Source organism: Vibrio sp. Hal054 (assembly GCF_037162405.1).
Lineage (GTDB): Bacteria > Pseudomonadota > Gammaproteobacteria > Enterobacterales > Vibrionaceae > Vibrio > Vibrio diazotrophicus.
Genome location: NZ_JARLUT010000001.1, coordinates 1254717 through 1271313, shown reverse-complemented (window position 1 = coordinate 1271313; position 16597 = coordinate 1254717). Strand labels below are relative to the sequence as shown.

Here is a 16597-nt window from a genome sequence, read left to right as displayed (position 1 = left end):
TTTCCCTATATAACGACTAACTCGGCGTTTAATGCCCCAGCCTCATGTAAGGCTTGCAATATCGACATCAGATCAGTGGGTGTCGCTCCGAGGCTGTTTACCGCACTAACGATGGTGTTTAGTTCGGTGCCCACAGGCCAGATCATCATATTCGCTCTCATTTCATCGATATTAATATCCGACTGCTGGACAACTTCCGTTTGCCCTGAATCTGCAAACGCATTTGGCTGACTCACCAGTTGAGATTCGTTAATACTGACCGTTAAGTTGCCGTGACTGACAGCAGCCTCTCCCACTTTCACATTCTTACCTATTACGACGGTTCCAGTGCGAGAGTTAAAGACGATTCGTGCAGGTTTACGACCTTCGGTAACACTGAGTTCTTCTAACATAGACATCATAGTCACTCGTTGTTGGGTATCCTTAGGGGCACGCATTTCGACCTTGCCCTTATTGATTGCCGTCGCGACCTTCGGTCCAAACGTGTTATTAATTTCACGGACAATATTTTTTGCGGTCGTAAAGCTAGGTTCACGTAGATTTAAGGTGATTTTGTCTTGTTCATTAAAGTCTGTGGGTATTTCTCGTTCGAGTGTTGCACCGTTAGGCACTCTGCCAGTGGTTGCTGTATTGATGGTAATTTTTGAACCACTTCTACCTTCGGCAGACACACCACCAACCACAACATTACCTTGCGCTACGGCATACACTTCGCCGTCAACACCGCGCAATGGTGTCATTAATAACGTCCCGCCTCTGAGGCTTTTGGCATCGCCGATGGATGCAACAACAATATCCAGTTTCTGACCCGGTCCAGCCATTGGATTGACTGTCGCCGTCACACTCACTGAAGCCACATTACGCAACTTGGGGTTGGTCGATTCATCGAGTTGTACACCGAACTGACGCAACATGTTTGTAATAGACTGAGCGGTAAACTTCACTTGGTTACGGTCACCATTGCCATCTAAGCCAACAACCATTCCGTAACCAACTAATTGGTTTTCACGTATTCCCTGAACATCTACTAAGTCCATTAATGCAATTTGAGTTTCAGCTCGCGCGGTAGGGAACGAACCCAAAAACAGTACCAGTAATACTGTTGTGAAAAATATATTGTGTTGTTTCATTAAAACGGCATCCATGGACTATTAAAGAACTGCGTCAACCAACCGGACGCGTTACTGTCAGCCAGTGCGCCACGGCCTGAATAGGTAATTCTTGCATCACCAATACGTTGAGAAGAGACTTGATTACTACGTGTAATATCTTCGACACGGACGATTCCGGTCAGACGAATAAACTCATCCCCCTGATTCAATCGAAGCCATTTTTCTCCGCGGATTCTTAGTACTCCATTAGGAAGAACCTCACCGACGGTGACCGTAATTGCGCCTTCAAGTTTATTACCTTGAGAACTAGAAGCTGTGCCATCAAATTTTCGCTCACCATCTACAGATGCACTAAATTGATCGTATGTGCTGTTCCCTATTGTGGGGACACCGAGTCCAACACTCGACGTTTTTCCATATTTAGTATCTGCACTTTTGCTGGATTCTGTTTCTTCCGACAAAAGTACGGTCAAAACATCGCCAACACGATATGCACGGCGGTCTTGAAAGAGAGTCATTGAGTAGTTGTGGCGATAAAGGCTGCCTGAGTGAGGTGTAGGTAAAGAGTAATCCAAAGCCGGTGGCCCATATTTTTCATCATCGGGTGATGGCGGAATAAACTCATCCCGCCCAGCGCAACCCGATAATATTAAAACGCCCAATAACCCGACCGTGTTTAGCTTTGTCATTACTCTATGTTTCATTAACTATGCTTCCTTACACAGACTGTGATACATACTTCAGCATGTCATCAGCCGCAGATACGACTTTGGCATTCATCTCGTACGCTCGTTGTGTGGTGATCATGTCTACCATTTCTTCTACAACCTGAACGTTAGAACCTTCGAGCACACCTTGTTTAATGCTGCCTACACCATCTTCACCAGCAACAAGTTCCTCAGCCTGACCACTAGCATCCGTTTCACGGAAGAGGTTTCCACCTAATGCTTCTAAGCCTGCCGGGTTAATGAATCTTGCCAGCGTGATTTGCCCTAACGTCTGTGGCGTAGAATCCGTTGCACTTGTTGTAGTGACTGTGCCGTCAACACCAATCGACAAAGATGTCGCATCCTCTGGGATCTGTATTTGTGGTTGCAAAGGCAATCCCTGACTGTTCACCATCAAACCTTCAGAATTCACATGAAACTGACCATTTCTGCTGTACATGATCTGACCGTCAGAATTTTCGATCTGGAAAAAACCCTGCCCCATGACAGCGAGGTCCATTTCCTGACCTGTGTTCTGAGTATTACCCTGAGTGAAGACTTTTTGCGTACCCACTACACGTACGCCGCTACCTAACTGAACACCCGTTGGAAGCTGGTTTACCTGATCAACCTGAGCGCCGGGCTGACGTTGAATGCTGTAAAACAAGTCTTCAAAAACAACACGATCACGTTTAAAACCAACCGTGTTCACGTTCGCAAGATTGTTTGAAATAGCGGTCATCTTAGTATCTTGAGCCGCCATGCCAGTTTTACTGACCCATAGTGCTGAATGCATTAAAGATTCTCCTTACAACGCCGACATTTATCGCGCGCTTACTAATTTATTTCCGGCTTGAGCCAATGTTTCTGCGGTTTTCATCATGCGCACTTGCATTTCAAAATTACGAGTTAAAGACATAACACTCAGTAACTCGTCAATTGCCGAAACATTACTTCCTTCAATATGTTCAGGATTAAGTTGTATCGTTGCATCTGCCGCTAACACCGTGCCATCAGTGGTATGCAATAAACTGTCACTTTCCTTTTGCAGTTGACCATCCGCCGGGTTCACCAGTTTGAGTGTCCCAACGTTGATTTCAGCGCCGCCTCCAGGTGGTGTGACAGAAATAACTCCGCGCTCACTAACTTCCACTTTTTCATATTCAGGCAGGACAATTGGCGCGCCACCATCATCTAAAACTGCAAACCCGTTAATGCTCAAGGCACCATTGGTATCGACAGCCATGTTGCCCGCTCGTGTATAAGCTTCGCCGCCATCTGGAGATTCAACGGTTAAATAACCATCTCCCATGATGGCAACATCAAGTGACCGTCCAGTTCTAACGATGTCGCCACTGTCAAAACGCGTAGAAGCTGAGTTGGTTACAACCATGGTTCGTCCGTCATACCCTGAACCTTTTAGCGGCACACTGCTGACGCGTTCCATATCCGCACGAAAACCCGAAGTATCTGCGTTTGATAAGTTATTTGAACGAACGTGCTGAGCTTTAAGTACTCGGCTGGCTCCAGAAGTCGCGGTGTATAGCAAACTATCCATTTATGATCCTGTTGAACTTCATTAACTAGATTGCGTTGAACAACGCCTGAGTAAGCTTATCTTCTGTTGAGATGGTCTTTGCGTTCGCCTGATAGTTACGCTGAGCCGTCATCAGACTGACCAATTCTCCAGTCAAATCGACATTTGAGCCTTCCAGAGCACCTGCAGATAAATCACCTAAAGTACCCGTACCCGGTACGCCAATAATCGGAGCACCTGAACTGAAACTTTGCGTCCAAGCGGTACCACTCACTTTTGCTAAGCCTTGCGGGTTAGCAAAGTTGGCTAACACAACTTGTCCCTGTAATTGAGATTCGCCATTTGTGTATGTGGCATACACCATGCCGTTGTCTTCAATACGCACACCACTGAGTTCACCTGAGGTATAGCCGTTAGGGTTATTGGTACTAACACTGAACTCCGCACCAAACTGCGTACTACCCGTCATACTGATGTCAATACTCATCGCGTTAGCACCCGCGGCAGGGAAAGCAACGTTATAAGAGCCAGTAGGTGATAACAATGTTCCGTCAGTATTAAAAGTCACTGCTTGGGTTGTTACTGGTGTAGCGCTACCATCCACTTGAACGTTCACTTCCCAGGTATTATCTGCAGTTTTGGTGAAGTACTGTGTAACCGTATGGCTGTTGCCGAGAGAATCATAAACTTTGGAAGTGTATGAAGAGTTAAAAGAGTTAGGGTCGGTGACATCAAACGGATATACCGCTTGATCAATTACGCCTGCACTGGCGTTGAAATTGGAAACAAATTCAAGTGAATCGGTCGCCTTCGCCGCCAATGAAGATGTGCGAATTTTTATATCACCAACAGACCCGCTCATAAGTGTGTTATTGGCATCTACGCTGTAACCCTGTAGCGCAGCACCCGTATTACTAACAACATTGTTGTTCTTATCGGTTCCGAAGACACCAGAACGCGTATATTGAATCTGGCCAGCAGAATCTTGTGTCACAAAGAAACCACCGCCGTTAATCGCCAAATCCATTGCTCGGCCAGTGTTTGTTACAGATCCATTTGTATCAAAATCCTGTGATGTGGCTGCAACCTCTACGCCACCTGGCTGTAATCCATTATAAACAGCTGCAAATTCAGTCCTTGCACCCTTAAACCCATACGTTGACGCGTTGGCAATGTTATGGCTGATTGTGTTTAGTTCAGTATTGGTTGCATCCAAGCCACTAAGAGCAATATTAAAACTCATAAATAACCTCAGTTTCCTTATAAGGCGTTAAGCGCCAAATTGAGTAATTTGATAAAAAGGTACGCTACCTACACCGGCGACATTGACCATTGCAGAGCCGCCTGAAGCGGGGATACGAATTTGTTCCACTTCACCAGCCAGCAACACATTCGGTGTTGGCAGGCCATCTTGTACTTGCACGGTAACGTTATATTTACCGGCGGTTAGTCCTAACGCTTCAGGGTCTATTGAAAATTCAACTTCACCAGCAGGATGAGCACCCAGTGGCACTTTCACTGTTTCTCCATACTGGTCTGTAACGATTAAGTTAAGTTGGCTAGAAGCGTAATTGAGCTCGACTTTTCCTTTCTGTGGATTTTCATCAAGCTCAAACTCATTACCTGATATATAAACGGTCTGCCCTACTAACCCTGCGGTCGATAGCACCTGCATGTTATCCAGCAAGACGGTGTTGTTCTGCAGTACGCTGGACATGTTTTCCATACTTTGAACTTGAGAAAACTGGGCTAACTGACCAACATATTCAGTACCATCCATTGGGTTTAGCGGATCCTGATTTTGGATCTGAGCAACCATCAAACTGATAAACTCATTTTCAAGTGACGTAGCGCTGTTAGCGTCCAGAGAGTTACTACTCACGCTTGGATTTGTCATTGTTGCACTACCTGTAGTGTCACCAGAAAGTGCTGTATAGCTTGCAATTGTCATTAGCTACCCTGCCCTAGTTTCAACAGCCCTTGCTGCATACTTTTTACGTTGGTGAGTACTTCAACATTGGTTTCAAAACTGCGTGTTGCTGACATCATGTCAGCCATTTCTGCCACAACATCGATGTCTGGGTAGTAGACATAACCGTCTATATCAGCCAATGGACTATTAGGCTCAAAACGTTTTTCTGCTTGTCCCTGCGCTTGAACGACATCAACAATGCGAACTTCTGCACTCGGGTAATCATTATGGCTGGCGGTGAGTTGAGTCTTGTTATAGACAGTCGCAAAGACTGGCTTCAAAGCTTTATAAGCATCATTGGGGTTTGCAGATACTGCGTCCGCATTCGCCAAGTTACTGGCAACTGTATTCAAGCGAACAGTCTGCGCATTCATTGCCGAACCTGCTATCGAATAAATATCAGTAAATGACATGATTAGCGTCCTTCAATTGCTTTAGCTAAGCCCTGAAATTTCATATTGAGAAACGTCAGGCTTGTTTGAAAATCCATGTTGTTCTGAGCAAACTTGCCTTGTTCCACACCCAGTTCGACGGTATTACCATTTTTACTATTCTGATAAGGAATCGAATATTGGCTCTCAACACGAAGAGAGGGGATCGAAGGATCAACGCCCAACTTACTAACAGAATCCATGACGGTGGTAAAACTCAAGTCCTTTGCCAAATATCCCGGAGTGTCAACATTCGCTAGGTTACCCGCGAGAACTTTGGTACGCTGAACGCGAAAGTTAAGCGCATCGGGATGTACGCCTAACGCGGTTTCAAATGAAATAGCCATGCTATTGTCCTTGCTGATTGCCTTACACTTCAGATACATATAACAAGATGCATGCCACATAAATTATTAATTAAATTCAATGACTTATATTAAAGCAAGGAAGAGTAACTTCCGCCCATCGGAAGCAAATCACAGGAAGGAGGAAGTGTATATTTCCTCTATTTTCAATAAGTTTCTAATCTTAATAAGCTTGCTCATCGTGAGTGGCGCCACCCAAGCAAACAACATGACAGAACAGGCGTTACAGCAGGTCATAGAAAACCATCTTGATAAAGAAGTCGCGCTATTAGCGAAACAAAGAGAGTGGCAGAATTTTCAACCTCAATGGCAGGTGTGGATTCCTGGCTCAGTTAAACATCTCAAAGTTTGTGAAACCCCTCTGGTTATTTCTGGTCAAGACAACCAATTACTTCCGGTTGGCAATTTAAAACGGTCTGTTGATTGTTATGACGATAACTCTAGTTGGAGCATAAACGTCACCATAAAAGCTTCGTTATCACTCCCCGTCGTTGTGGTGAGTACGCCTTTGTCCCGAGATCAAAAAATTGATGCTTCAATGCTTAAAATGGAAATGCGAACTCTGACGCATCAAGATGATTTCTTTACCAAACTATCCGATGCGATTGGCAAACAAGCGACGCGTCGTATGCGTGTCGGACAAATTTTAGAACCCACTCTTGTGACTGCTCCCCCAATCGTTACCAAAGGTAATGAAGTTATCATCATCGCATCAAAACACGGGGTTAATGCATCGACACAAGGTGTCGCATTAGAAGATGGTGGATTAGGAGAGCAAATAGAAGTGCAAAATAGTTCATCTCATACTGTAATTCACGCTGTAGTCACTGGATTAAACCAAGTTCAAACACAATTCTAAATTTAAAAATTTTCGTTTTTTATTTAATGAATTAAAAACCGTTGTCGCCTACTAATAGTAACAACGAAATTTAAGCCAAGAGTCAAAGCATGAAAATCGATAAAGTTTCGGGCGCTCATGTCCAGCAGCCAACGCTGCAACAAGCTAAAAAGCCAATTGAATCAAGTCTACAGCCCAAAACAAGTGAACCTGAAATGAACGCCAATACGGTTGCCTTGGAAAAAGCACAAATGGCAATGGCTGCACTTTCAGATGTGGATATCGAAAAAGTAGCACGAGTCCGTGAAGCTCTCGCGAATGGCAAACTTGAACTGGATAGCAAAGCTTTGTCTCAGGCTATGATGCAGTTTCACACAGGACACGAGTAATAAGGAGTCCTCATGTCAAGTAACCGTGGGCAACACATTCAGGCTTTTATGGCAACAATTAGTGAAGATCTAAAACTTTATGGTCTGCTTCATACGCTCATCATAGAGCAAAGATTACTGTATCTTGAGTTTAAAGGAGATGAACTGGCGAAAAACCTTAAACAGCAAGTTCCTTTACTCAATCGATTAAATAAAAACGCATCACAACGAACTCAATGTCTAAGAAGTTTAGGGTTACCCAATAACTCTCAATCCGTGGTTCGTATTTTAAATGCATTACCAGAAAGCGTAAGAGGTCGATTCGCCACTCAGTGGAAATCGCTTAATTCTGTGATAGAACAATGTCGCAAGCTCAATCAAGAAAACGGGCAAAGTTCTGCAGCTTTCCATGAGCTTTTAACCGAACTTACTCAGACGTCTGTTACATACGAAGAGCGACTAACCGAAGCATTATGATAAACAAGCGTAGGTTATCGTTAAATAAAAGGCGTCTGATAGCGACTGGATTAACCCTGTTATTCAGTAGTAGCGTGTGTATGGCACAAACCTTTACCAAAGAAGTGGAGAATCAACAGCTTCTTTTGCTGCCATATAAAAACCAGATACATTCACGCATACAGGCTCATCAACCTATTACCGAACTTATTCTAGGCCAATTGGAACATTATTCGTTACCTAAACAATTGGTCTTATTACCCATGCTTGAATCTTCATACAACGCACAGGCGATATCACATGCAGGTGCGCGTGGATTATGGCAATTAATGCCCGCGACTGCGCAACGTTTCGGCCTCACCACTACCCCGAATGATCAACGGCTAAATATTTCTGCCAGTACTGGCGCAGCACTACGTTATCTGAAGTTTCTTTACAAAAAGTTTGACGGGAACTTAACGCTGACACTAGCCGCATACAATGCCGGAGAAGGACGTGTAGAGAGAGCAATAAAGCAAGCTGGCAGTAACGAGTTCCAAAAATTACGTTTGCCACAAGAAACCATCCAGTATGTTCACCGTTTTTATGCGCTCGCAAATCTGGTTACTGTTTCTTCGATAAACCAAAACTCATTTCAACCACTTATGTTGTTTAGCTCTAATAATCAGCTAAATGCTCAGCCTATTATTAACCTGCAACCTCTGCCACCTCTCATTCAGTTGTAATGAGTGTAATCTGATTAAATGATCAATGATGATTTGTACACATTCTCGTTGAATGGTGAGCAATCAGTACTTGGCAATCAAAATGAAGTTAACATTACAGAGTTTTGTAACGAAGGCGTGAGTTTATAATATCTTCTATGTGTTTTTGCTCTTTGCGCGCTTTTTCATAACTTTGCTTTTTCTTCCAGCGATCTAACACTTGTTCTAATCCTTTCACACGCGCATGTTTATGCTCTAAAACTTCCTGTACAGAATTACATTCCGCTTCCATCACCGCTTGCTCTTCTTCATGGTGACGTAGCATTTTGTGCAGCATGATATCTACACGATTTAAGTTCATTAATATTGCGCTGTTAAGTGTCAAAGCACTAAAGGTTGACTGACCTGTGGCCGATTTTAAGTGGCTTAAAAGTTCCAGCTGATGTGTTAAATGCTGATGCTGTTGACGCATTGAATCCAGTCGCTGGCCAATACGGTCACGTTTTTGTTCCTCTACTTGCTGCAATTTGCCAACTGCCCGGATTTTATTTTTCATAACCGCTTACCTAAACAATCTCAAAATTTATAGAATCAGCGCCCCTGAAACAGAGTCGCTAATTGTGTCAAACTTTCCTCATAACTCACCGACTCGTGAGCTGACTGCTGCAGATAAGCGCTTAAACTCGGGTACATAGCAACAGCACGATCTAAGTCGGGATCTTGTCCGGGTTGATATCCACCAAGAGGCAATAGTTCTTTAACTTGCAGATAATTCGAATATAACTGACGGAATTGATTTGCTACGGTTTGGTGCGCCTCTTGGGTACAGGATGACATACACCGACTGATTGACGCATTGACATCAATTGCAGGGTAATGGCCTTGTTCCGCCAATTGGCGAGAAAGCACCACATGCCCATCAAGAATAGCTCTAGCAGAATCGACCACAGGGTCTTGCTGGTCATCTCCTTCTGCCAAGACGGTATAAATAGCCGTTAAGCTGCCTTCCTGATTTTCACTGTTACCAGCGCGTTCTAGCAATTGTGGCAGTACGCTAAAAACAGAAGGTGGATATCCTCGAGACGCCGGCGGTTCACCTAAAGAGAGTGATATTTCCCTTTGTGCCATGGCGTATCGCGTTAACGAATCCATCATCAGAAGTACATCTTTGCCCTTATCCCTAAAATATTCAGCAGCACGGTGACAAAGTAATGTTGCACGTAATCTCATGAGTGGTGATTCATCAGCAGGAGCAGCGATAATAATCGCTTTTTGACGGGCTTCTTCGGTAAGATTTCGCTCAATAAACTCACGAACCTCCCTTCCCCTCTCACCAATAAGGCCAACGACAATAACATCAGCCTGAGTGTTTTGAGAGATCATGCCTAATAAAACACTTTTACCAACGCCACTGCCAGCCATCAAACCAATACGTTGTCCTTTACCGACGGTTAGAAGTCCGTTAATTGTTTTCACGCCAACATCTAATGGCGTATCAACAGGCCTACGTTTTAACGGGTTGATCGGATTTGCCTCTAAAGAGATTCGTTCACCACCACGTAACTCAGGTCCACCATCAAGCGCTTCACCCAAGCCATTTACGACACGTCCAAGCCATTGATTGCTCATTTGAACAGTGCTGTCCCCTTCCAAAGGGACAACTTTCGCTCCTGCGAACAATCCACCAAGGCGTCTTATGGGCATTAAATAAGCCACGTTATGATCAAAACCCACAACCTGAGCCTCAATCATGCTTCCTTCAGCGGTCTCAACCATGCAACGTTGCTCCAATTTAAAACGGCAACCGACCGCTTGGAGCATTAATCCATTAACTTTGACCAATCTTCCAGTAACTCGTGCCACAGGTATGGCATCTAGAGAAGCAATTGCATCATTAAGACGTTCTGATAAAAAACTATGAGTTCGAACATTATTGCTCATATTGGTTCTCAGATTCAGACGATTCTTCAAGTAAGTGCTGTTTCACGTTGTCCATGCATGACTCTAACCTCGAGTCGCAACTGACGTCTGCTTCGGCGTCATCAGTCACCAAATGACAACCTCCAACGGGTAAGTCTTTATTGGCAATCAGCTTCCAATCGTCTGGTAGTTCAGTACTCACCTGCTTGATGCGCTCCAAATCTTGAGGATTTAAATGTATAACGACACTTTGAGGTTTACCTGGCATCGCTTGTAGCGTTTCATCAACCAATGACAGAATTTGTTGCGGCATTAACGTGAGTTCTGCACGAATAACTTGCTGGGCGACTTTTTGTACCAGTTCGCAAATAATGTGGCGCTGTTGCTGCTCCTGCTCAATCTGCCACTGCGATAATGATTTCAATATCTCATTAACTGGCTTAGCTGCTTCTGCAAACAGTTTTTTTCCTGACTGCTCACCGTTAAGAAATCCTTTCTGAAAGCCCTCTTTCTGACCTTCAACTGCACCCTGCTGTTTTCCCTGTTCAATTCCTTGTCGTAAGCCTTCATCAAAGCCTTGCTGCAGACCCTGCTGAAAGCCTACTTCTAGCTGTTGTTGTACATCTGCTTTCAAACCTTGAGTTTCTTTCTCAGAAACGAATTCATCATTTCCCTGTATTGGCTGTGCCAGCGGTGGAAAACGATGAACCCGATAGCTATCGGAAGGAAGGCGCATGATCTTTTTTTATTCATGACTTACTCCACCGTCGGTTCCTGATAGAGCTGCAGATCAATCTCATTCATTTCATTGAGTTCACGAACAGTCTGCATAATTTCCTGACGAGCACTTTCTACACGACTGCGAGGAATCGCTCCACGCACTTGCATCTCATCTTCGAGTGTCTTAATCATACGTTGAGGCATGGAACGCTTAATCGCTTGCTGCAACGTAATTTCAGCGCCTTTAAGTGCGGCCGCCCAAAGTTCCATCGGTATTTGTTGAACCAGACGATCCATGGTGTCTTCGCTTTGACGCCCCAATACCATGAAATCAAACATATTTTGTTCAATTTCATTAACCACATCTTCGTCGTGTAAACGAAGCATCTCCATCAATGACGCTCTATCACCATCAAAACGGTTAATGATGTCAGCGACTTGCTTAACGCCTGACAAAGGTGCGCTTTGCGTCACTGAGATTTGCTCAATACAACGCTCAATCAGTTCGTTCAAATCACCAGCCACCTGATGGTCAATATCTTGTATTCGTGCAATTCGGAACAATAATTCATCGTGGTAATCCTGAGGTAAATTTTTTAAAACCGCAGAAGAACTCTCTGGTGGCAAATAGGCAAGGAATATGGCTTGCATTTGTGGGTGTTCGTTTGCAATAAAACGGGCAAGTATCTCGGAATCTACCCATTGCAGACGCTGCATATTGTTGCGAATCTCATCACCATAAAGATCATTTAATAATCCCTTGGCTAAATCGTTACCCAACGCTTTACGAAGAGTATTAGACAAGTAATCTTTCGATGCACCACGTATACCACTGTGCTGGCGAAAATCTTCGAAAAACTTCTGTATAACATTTTTCGCTTTTTCGCTTTTAATACCACTCAACTTCGCCATAGCGCGAGTGACACGTTGTGTTTCGTCTCGAGAGAAATGACGTAGCACTTTGGCTGCGGCGTCTTCACCCATCCCCAACAGCACTAACGCTGTTTGCTCTACGTATTCAAGCTCTTGGTTCTGCATTGACTGTGCTGTGCTCATTCACATTTACCCACTGTTTCAATATCTCGGCGACACGCTGCGGCTCTTCATTCGCGATAAGCTGCAGATGCTTCAATTGGATTTCTAATGGAGAACCTGGAGGTGGTAATAGTTCACTACTCACATCTAATCCATTGGATGTACTAATGCCTTTTTCTGCTAATCGTCGATTGAGATTTTCTTCATATTCACGATCAGACTTAGTTTGTACATCTTCGTAAGACGGTTCATCTAGCAATGAAGGTACTTCAAGTTCCAGATTACGTCGGTCTGCTCCGGTTAGGTGCATAACCAATGGTCGTAGAACAAACATAATCATGGCCAAACCTAACATTCCACCTATAACGTAACGTAGCGGTTGTTGAATGGTTGGGTCCTGCCACCAAGGTATTTCTGGCGGAGCTTCAATCTCTATTGGTGTAAAGTTAAAACTATTTAAACTAAAGCTATCGCCGCGCTCAGCATTGATGCCAACCGCTTCCATAATCATTTCAGAAAGCTCTGATTTTTCTTGATTAGTCCAAGCACTCCCATCTGGAGCTACCACAGAATTCAACAATACAGATACATTGAGTTTCTTAATCTGTCCCTGTTGAAACTGTGTTCTTCTTACACTTGAACCCACAGCATACTGGCGTTTAATTTCTGCACGTGCATTTGTGTTTTGACTGTCCTGAGTGGGTTGTTCACCCGTAACCGGAGGTTGGTTACTTAACGACCCTGGCACACCAAGAGCGATCTGATCAATCGAATTATCATGAACTGTATGTTCGTTACTGACGACTGGATTGTTATCTAGGATTTCTTGAGTTTCCTCTACCCGGCTAAAATCCATATCCGCAGCGACCTGAACACGAAAGTTGCTTGAACCCAATATAGGCGTCAACATGTCTGCAGCACGTTTGATGATCTGCTGTTCCACGTTTCTCTGGTACTCAAGATATTTAGCATTTACTTTGCCAGATTCAGTAGAACCGACGTCAGCACTTAGTAAACGACCATATTGATCAATAACAGACACCGATTCCGGTTTCATGCCGATGACGCTACCAACGACCAGATTCACAATGGCTTCAACCTGCTCTGGTTTTAAATCTGACCCAGGTTTTAACTCAACCATGACAGAGGCTGATGGTGCTTCACCTTGTTGACGCACAAACAATGTTTGGCGAGGAATCGCTAAATGAACACGAGCATTAGAAACGGCATTTAATGCAATAATTGTCCTAACCAATTCACCTTCTAATCCGTGACGATATCGAGCCGTTTCCATAAACTGGCTCGTTCCTAATGAACTGTCCTCTTTAAGTGAATCAAGGCCAGTAGGAAGTTTAGCTTTAATACCTTTAGCAGCTAATAGCATACGCGCTCGTGCTACTTCATCTTCAGAGACCAAAACTTGTCCGTTTTGGTCCTGCAAACGGTAATCAATACCTTCAGCTTCCAGTACCGATACAACTTCACCTACATCGAATTGCTCGTTGTGCCCGTATAAAGGGCGAAAGCCTTGTGATGAACTCCACAACGCAACAACAATTAAAGCCGCAACAATGGCCGCCAGCACCGCAGACAATACTAAATTCCGCTGACTACTTGACCATAGCTGTTTTAGCTTATTACCAAAGTCGTCCATTCCTTTCGCTGAAGAGGCTCTTGGCTGATTAGAACTGAGGCTAAGCGCACCAGCCGTTTGAGTTTGAAGTTCAGACATGTTTTACACCGGCATTTTCATAATATCTTCAAATGAACCAACCACTTTATTGCGTACCTGCAATAATGCATTGAATGACAGACTCGCTTTCTGGCTCGCAATCATTGCGCCCACCAGATCATCACTTTCTCCGGTTTCTACCGCCGTCATCTTGCTACTTGCAAGCGACTGATGATCATTAACTTTGTTAAGTACATCCGTCATTGCAGTTGAAAACGACATAGGTTCATTTACGGTATGAATATCAACAGGGTTAGCAGTCACGAAAAACTCTGGAGAGGCTTGTATTCGCATTGCATCCATTTTCGTGAGCATCAATTGCTCGGCTGACATTACATTCCCAAAAGGTAAATCTGCCATTTCTATTCTCCTTTTATGCCGCTGAGCCAAGTATTGACTGAAGATCAATACCTTGATCTCTCATTGCCGCCAATTTGTATCGTAATGCTCGGGTTGAAACCCCTAACGCGCTAGCTGTCTTGGTTCGGTTGCCACCGAACTGACGTAACTTTTCTAATATGTATTGGTACTCAGCCTGTCTTTTTGCTTCAACGTGACCAAACGTTTGATCTGATGTAGAACTATGGTTTATTGAACTGACTTCAACGGGAAGCATGAGATCCTGCGCAGTAATATAGTCTCCGTGACGCATGACTAACGCACGTTGAATTACATTTTCAAGTTCGCGTATGTTGCCTGGCCAGTCGTATTGACTGAGCGCTATTTTGGCGTCTTGAGAAAGAAAGCAAGAACTTGCTTCCTGATATTTTTTGATAAAGAACTGACTAATTGGAAGTATGTCCTCTTTACGTTCACGTAGCGGAGGCCAATGTAAAGGTAATACGTCTAAGCGGTAGTATAAGTCCTCGCGAAACTGCCCCTTTTGTACGGCTTCTCGAAGATCTTTATTGGTTGCAGCTATCACACGGATATCAAGTTTGATAGCCTTGTGACTGCCCACTCTTTCTACTTCACGCTCCTGAAGTACACGTAGAAGTTTAGCCTGAACTGCTGGGGACATTTCTCCAATTTCGTCCAGCAGTATGGTTCCTCCGTTAGCCTCTTCGAATTTACCACTTTGCGACGCCAACGCACCTGTGAACGCACCTTTTACGTGACCAAATAGAACCGCTTCTAGCATTGATTCGGGTATTGCAGCACAGTTAACGCCAACAAATGCCCCGTTTGATCTTGATGATTGCTCATGAACATAGCGAGCGAGAACCTCTTTACCTGTACCAGATTCACCAGTAATCAATACACTAGCGTTTGTACAAGCTGCTCTGTGAGCTAGCTGCAGAACCTGTTTACTACGCCAAGATTCTGCAACAATGTTAGCCATTGGTTTTTTGAGAGCTTCAACTCTATGAATTAGGTTAAGAAGCTGATTGGATTCAAACGGACGTAACAAATAGTCTGTCGCGCCAGCCTTCATGGTTTCGGCAGCCAAAACACCTTGATCTTGTTCTACAATCGCGATGGCAACCCCAGAGCGACTTTGCTTCTGATGGCATGCAACCCAATCGTGTACTGAAATATCACATAAATTGGAGCTAACGATTGTAATTGAAGCCGGACTCTGTAGTAGAGCGTTTCGGCCTGTGCGTTCATGACGTACGTTATAACCAGCGTCAGTCAACACTTCTATAACAGATTGAGCCAAAAGCTCATTCGGCTCGACTAATAATATATCTAACGTAGACATTACTGACCTTCACTGGTTACTTGGTGTTGGGTGAGTGTTTTAACAACAGTCTCGTTATTTCTAACGATGCGAATCATTACGCGGCGGTTTTTGGAACGCCCCTTTTCTGTGTCGTTAGTCATCATCGGATACCGGGAACCATGTGCTCGTATCTGCATGTTTTCTTTACCTATACCTAATTTATCCAAATACTGTGCCACTTCTTCTGCACGTTCTTTTGAAATTTGAATGTTACCCAACCTTGATCCGACACTGTCTGTATAGCCGTCGATCAATACCTTGGTAACCAAAGCGTCCCAGTGGATGTATTCTGCCAACGCGCTTAGCTGCGCACGCTGGTTTTGACTCAGTGTTTTTTGGCCACTTCGATAATAAATAAATGTATCTTTCGCATCGGAATACGTCATTGAAGGCAGACGATTCTTACATTCGATAAACTCAGCAATAGGAGATTGAGCCCGAATGGTCGGAACAATGATATCGAGTCGTTTTGAACGAGGGTTGTCATGAAGTGAAAGCTGCAACCACTTTCCTTGTTCGGCTGACTTTAGAGTTTCACTTATATGATCTCGAAATAAAAAGTGAGATGTTCCCCGCTTATATCCCTGACTCATTTCAGTGACTTTATGCAGTTCTGACCAAGGAGGCTCCAACAAAGATAGTTCCGCTGTTTTCCAAACATTCAATGTATTCGCCAATTCATATTCAAATGTAACCTGATTATTTGTCTCAGAGCGGAAATAAAACTTCCCCTGCGGAACTTCCGCATGAATTAAATTGCAAGCCGTTGGTTCCTCTTTATAGATCCAAGAAGACATATCCATTGGCACTTCAATTTTTTCATTCGCATAAGATTCGAACGATGAAACTACCATTAAAAATAAAACAACTGAGCGAAACATTTTACAAACATCCAAAAATAGCCGTTCAAAACTTTAACCGACACTACTCTGACACACATTTCATTAGAAAAAAACAATTTACATAAAGATTTC

At 43.9% G+C, this 16597-nt stretch carries 20 protein-coding genes; 4 read left to right on the top strand and 16 right to left on the bottom strand.

Features of this window, described 5'->3' with window-relative positions:
• Nucleotides 1-5: 5 nt before the first annotated feature.
• From P4S58_RS05865 to flgB, 8 genes are read right to left on the bottom strand one after another with little or no spacing between them, the layout of a single operon-like run.
• The gene (locus tag P4S58_RS05865; protein WP_042488722.1) at nucleotides 6-1130 is read right to left on the bottom strand and encodes a flagellar basal body P-ring protein FlgI; all 1125 of its coding nucleotides are present in this window, start codon (nucleotides 1128-1130) and stop codon (nucleotides 6-8) included.
• Nucleotides 1130-1801 (bottom strand): flagellar basal body L-ring protein FlgH, encoded by a 672-nt coding sequence (gene flgH / locus P4S58_RS05860; protein ID WP_102967055.1) that lies wholly within the window; start codon nucleotides 1799-1801, stop codon nucleotides 1130-1132. The genes P4S58_RS05865 and flgH overlap by 1 nt, the downstream gene beginning before the upstream one ends.
• Nucleotides 1802-1829: 28 nt before the next feature.
• Nucleotides 1830-2615 (bottom strand): flagellar basal-body rod protein FlgG, encoded by a 786-nt coding sequence (gene flgG, locus P4S58_RS05855; protein ID WP_102964035.1) that lies wholly within the window; start codon nucleotides 2613-2615, stop codon nucleotides 1830-1832.
• A gap of 27 nt (nucleotides 2616-2642) precedes the next feature.
• Nucleotides 2643-3377 (bottom strand): flagellar basal-body rod protein FlgF, encoded by a 735-nt coding sequence (gene flgF, locus P4S58_RS05850; RefSeq protein WP_102967024.1) that lies wholly within the window; start codon nucleotides 3375-3377, stop codon nucleotides 2643-2645.
• A 25-nt stretch (nucleotides 3378-3402) separates the two neighbouring features.
• Nucleotides 3403-4599, bottom strand: coding sequence for a flagellar hook protein FlgE (gene flgE / locus P4S58_RS05845; RefSeq protein WP_337163150.1), 1197 nt, complete (start codon nucleotides 4597-4599; stop codon nucleotides 3403-3405).
• A 27-nt stretch (nucleotides 4600-4626) separates the two neighbouring features.
• Nucleotides 4627-5307 (bottom strand): flagellar hook assembly protein FlgD, encoded by a 681-nt coding sequence (gene flgD, locus P4S58_RS05840; protein WP_337163149.1) that lies wholly within the window; start codon nucleotides 5305-5307, stop codon nucleotides 4627-4629.
• Nucleotides 5307-5741: a flagellar basal body rod protein FlgC gene (gene flgC, locus P4S58_RS05835; protein WP_042488738.1), complete on the bottom strand. Its 435-nt coding sequence runs from the start codon at nucleotides 5739-5741 to the stop codon at nucleotides 5307-5309. Before flgC ends, flgD begins: the two co-directional genes overlap by 1 nt.
• Nucleotides 5742-5743: 2 nt before the next feature.
• On the bottom strand, nucleotides 5744-6106 hold the full coding sequence (flgB, locus tag P4S58_RS05830; protein WP_102964037.1) for a flagellar basal body rod protein FlgB: 363 nt from the start codon (nucleotides 6104-6106) through the stop codon (nucleotides 5744-5746).
• Between the two features lie 199 nt (nucleotides 6107-6305).
• On the opposite strand from flgB, the gene flgA reads away from it, so the two are divergent.
• The 4 genes from flgA to P4S58_RS05810 all read left to right on the top strand — a co-directional run bounded on the left by flgA (nucleotide 6306) and on the right by P4S58_RS05810 (nucleotide 8511).
• A complete protein-coding gene (flgA, locus tag P4S58_RS05825; protein WP_258006716.1) occupies nucleotides 6306-6983 on the top strand; it encodes a flagellar basal body P-ring formation chaperone FlgA in 678 nt (225 codons plus the stop codon).
• Between the two features lie 89 nt (nucleotides 6984-7072).
• A complete protein-coding gene (gene flgM, locus P4S58_RS05820; protein ID WP_337163144.1) occupies nucleotides 7073-7351 on the top strand; it encodes a flagellar biosynthesis anti-sigma factor FlgM in 279 nt (92 codons plus the stop codon).
• 12 nt (nucleotides 7352-7363) lie between these two features.
• Nucleotides 7364-7807 (top strand): flagellar export chaperone FlgN, encoded by a 444-nt coding sequence (gene flgN, locus P4S58_RS05815; protein WP_042488747.1) that lies wholly within the window; start codon nucleotides 7364-7366, stop codon nucleotides 7805-7807.
• Nucleotides 7808-7887: 80 nt separating this feature from the next.
• Entirely contained in the window at nucleotides 7888-8511 is a 624-nt protein-coding gene (locus tag P4S58_RS05810; protein WP_337163142.1) for a lytic transglycosylase domain-containing protein, read from the top strand.
• A gap of 94 nt (nucleotides 8512-8605) precedes the next feature.
• On the opposite strand, the gene fliJ is transcribed toward P4S58_RS05810, so the two are convergent.
• From fliJ to P4S58_RS05770, 8 genes are read right to left on the bottom strand one after another with little or no spacing between them, the layout of a single operon-like run.
• Nucleotides 8606-9046 (bottom strand): flagellar export protein FliJ, encoded by a 441-nt coding sequence (fliJ, locus tag P4S58_RS05805; protein WP_102964042.1) that lies wholly within the window; start codon nucleotides 9044-9046, stop codon nucleotides 8606-8608.
• Between the two features lie 35 nt (nucleotides 9047-9081).
• Nucleotides 9082-10431 carry a flagellar protein export ATPase FliI gene (gene fliI / locus P4S58_RS05800; RefSeq protein WP_042488756.1) on the bottom strand — a complete coding sequence of 450 codons (1350 nt, stop codon included), beginning with the start codon at nucleotides 10429-10431 and terminating at the stop codon, nucleotides 9082-9084.
• Nucleotides 10421-11146, bottom strand: coding sequence for a flagellar assembly protein FliH (gene fliH / locus P4S58_RS05795; RefSeq protein ID WP_102968020.1), 726 nt, complete (start codon nucleotides 11144-11146; stop codon nucleotides 10421-10423). The genes fliI and fliH overlap by 11 nt, the downstream gene beginning before the upstream one ends.
• Nucleotides 11147-11166: 20 nt before the next feature.
• A complete protein-coding gene (locus P4S58_RS05790; protein ID WP_102967016.1) occupies nucleotides 11167-12186 on the bottom strand; it encodes a flagellar motor switch protein FliG in 1020 nt (339 codons plus the stop codon).
• The gene (gene fliF, locus P4S58_RS05785) at nucleotides 12149-13897 is read right to left on the bottom strand and encodes a flagellar basal-body MS-ring/collar protein FliF (protein WP_337163141.1); all 1749 of its coding nucleotides are present in this window, start codon (nucleotides 13895-13897) and stop codon (nucleotides 12149-12151) included. Before fliF ends, P4S58_RS05790 begins: the two co-directional genes overlap by 38 nt.
• Before the next feature lie 3 nt (nucleotides 13898-13900).
• Nucleotides 13901-14257 carry a flagellar hook-basal body complex protein FliE gene (fliE, locus tag P4S58_RS05780; RefSeq protein WP_102964044.1) on the bottom strand — a complete coding sequence of 119 codons (357 nt, stop codon included), beginning with the start codon at nucleotides 14255-14257 and terminating at the stop codon, nucleotides 13901-13903.
• 13 nt (nucleotides 14258-14270) lie between these two features.
• Nucleotides 14271-15602, bottom strand: coding sequence for a sigma-54-dependent transcriptional regulator (locus tag P4S58_RS05775; protein WP_269350518.1), 1332 nt, complete (start codon nucleotides 15600-15602; stop codon nucleotides 14271-14273).
• Nucleotides 15602-16504 (bottom strand): OmpA family protein, encoded by a 903-nt coding sequence (locus P4S58_RS05770; RefSeq protein ID WP_269350519.1) that lies wholly within the window; start codon nucleotides 16502-16504, stop codon nucleotides 15602-15604. The genes P4S58_RS05775 and P4S58_RS05770 overlap by 1 nt, the downstream gene beginning before the upstream one ends.
• Nucleotides 16505-16597 lie beyond the last annotated feature (93 nt).

What these genes read in the sequence shown, in the direction of transcription:
- flgN (WP_042488747.1), top strand. Translation starts at nt 7,364, where the DNA reads ATGTCAAGTAACCGTGGGCAACACATTCAGGCTTTTATGGCAACAATT.
- P4S58_RS05770 (WP_269350519.1), bottom strand. Translation starts at nt 16,504, where the DNA reads ATGTTTCGCTCAGTTGTTTTATTTTTAATGGTAGTTTCATCGTTCGAA.
- fliI (WP_042488756.1), bottom strand. Translation starts at nt 10,431, where the DNA reads ATGAGCAATAATGTTCGAACTCATAGTTTTTTATCAGAACGTCTTAAT.
- fliE (WP_102964044.1), bottom strand. Translation starts at nt 14,257, where the DNA reads ATGGCAGATTTACCTTTTGGGAATGTAATGTCAGCCGAGCAATTGATG.
- flgM (WP_337163144.1), top strand. Translation starts at nt 7,073, where the DNA reads ATGAAAATCGATAAAGTTTCGGGCGCTCATGTCCAGCAGCCAACGCTG.
- P4S58_RS05865 (WP_042488722.1), bottom strand. Translation starts at nt 1,130, where the DNA reads ATGAAACAACACAATATATTTTTCACAACAGTATTACTGGTACTGTTT.
- P4S58_RS05790 (WP_102967016.1), bottom strand. Translation starts at nt 12,186, where the DNA reads ATGAGCACAGCACAGTCAATGCAGAACCAAGAGCTTGAATACGTAGAG.
- fliF (WP_337163141.1), bottom strand. Translation starts at nt 13,897, where the DNA reads ATGTCTGAACTTCAAACTCAAACGGCTGGTGCGCTTAGCCTCAGTTCT.
- P4S58_RS05775 (WP_269350518.1), bottom strand. Translation starts at nt 15,602, where the DNA reads ATGTCTACGTTAGATATATTATTAGTCGAGCCGAATGAGCTTTTGGCT.
- flgB (WP_102964037.1), bottom strand. Translation starts at nt 6,106, where the DNA reads ATGGCTATTTCATTTGAAACCGCGTTAGGCGTACATCCCGATGCGCTT.
- flgG (WP_102964035.1), bottom strand. Translation starts at nt 2,615, where the DNA reads ATGCATTCAGCACTATGGGTCAGTAAAACTGGCATGGCGGCTCAAGAT.
- fliH (WP_102968020.1), bottom strand. Translation starts at nt 11,146, where the DNA reads ATGCGCCTTCCTTCCGATAGCTATCGGGTTCATCGTTTTCCACCGCTG.
- flgE (WP_337163150.1), bottom strand. Translation starts at nt 4,599, where the DNA reads ATGAGTTTTAATATTGCTCTTAGTGGCTTGGATGCAACCAATACTGAA.
- flgH (WP_102967055.1), bottom strand. Translation starts at nt 1,801, where the DNA reads ATGACAAAGCTAAACACGGTCGGGTTATTGGGCGTTTTAATATTATCG.
- flgC (WP_042488738.1), bottom strand. Translation starts at nt 5,741, where the DNA reads ATGTCATTTACTGATATTTATTCGATAGCAGGTTCGGCAATGAATGCG.
- fliJ (WP_102964042.1), bottom strand. Translation starts at nt 9,046, where the DNA reads ATGAAAAATAAAATCCGGGCAGTTGGCAAATTGCAGCAAGTAGAGGAA.
- flgD (WP_337163149.1), bottom strand. Translation starts at nt 5,307, where the DNA reads ATGACAATTGCAAGCTATACAGCACTTTCTGGTGACACTACAGGTAGT.
- P4S58_RS05810 (WP_337163142.1), top strand. Translation starts at nt 7,888, where the DNA reads ATGGCACAAACCTTTACCAAAGAAGTGGAGAATCAACAGCTTCTTTTG.
- flgF (WP_102967024.1), bottom strand. Translation starts at nt 3,377, where the DNA reads ATGGATAGTTTGCTATACACCGCGACTTCTGGAGCCAGCCGAGTACTT.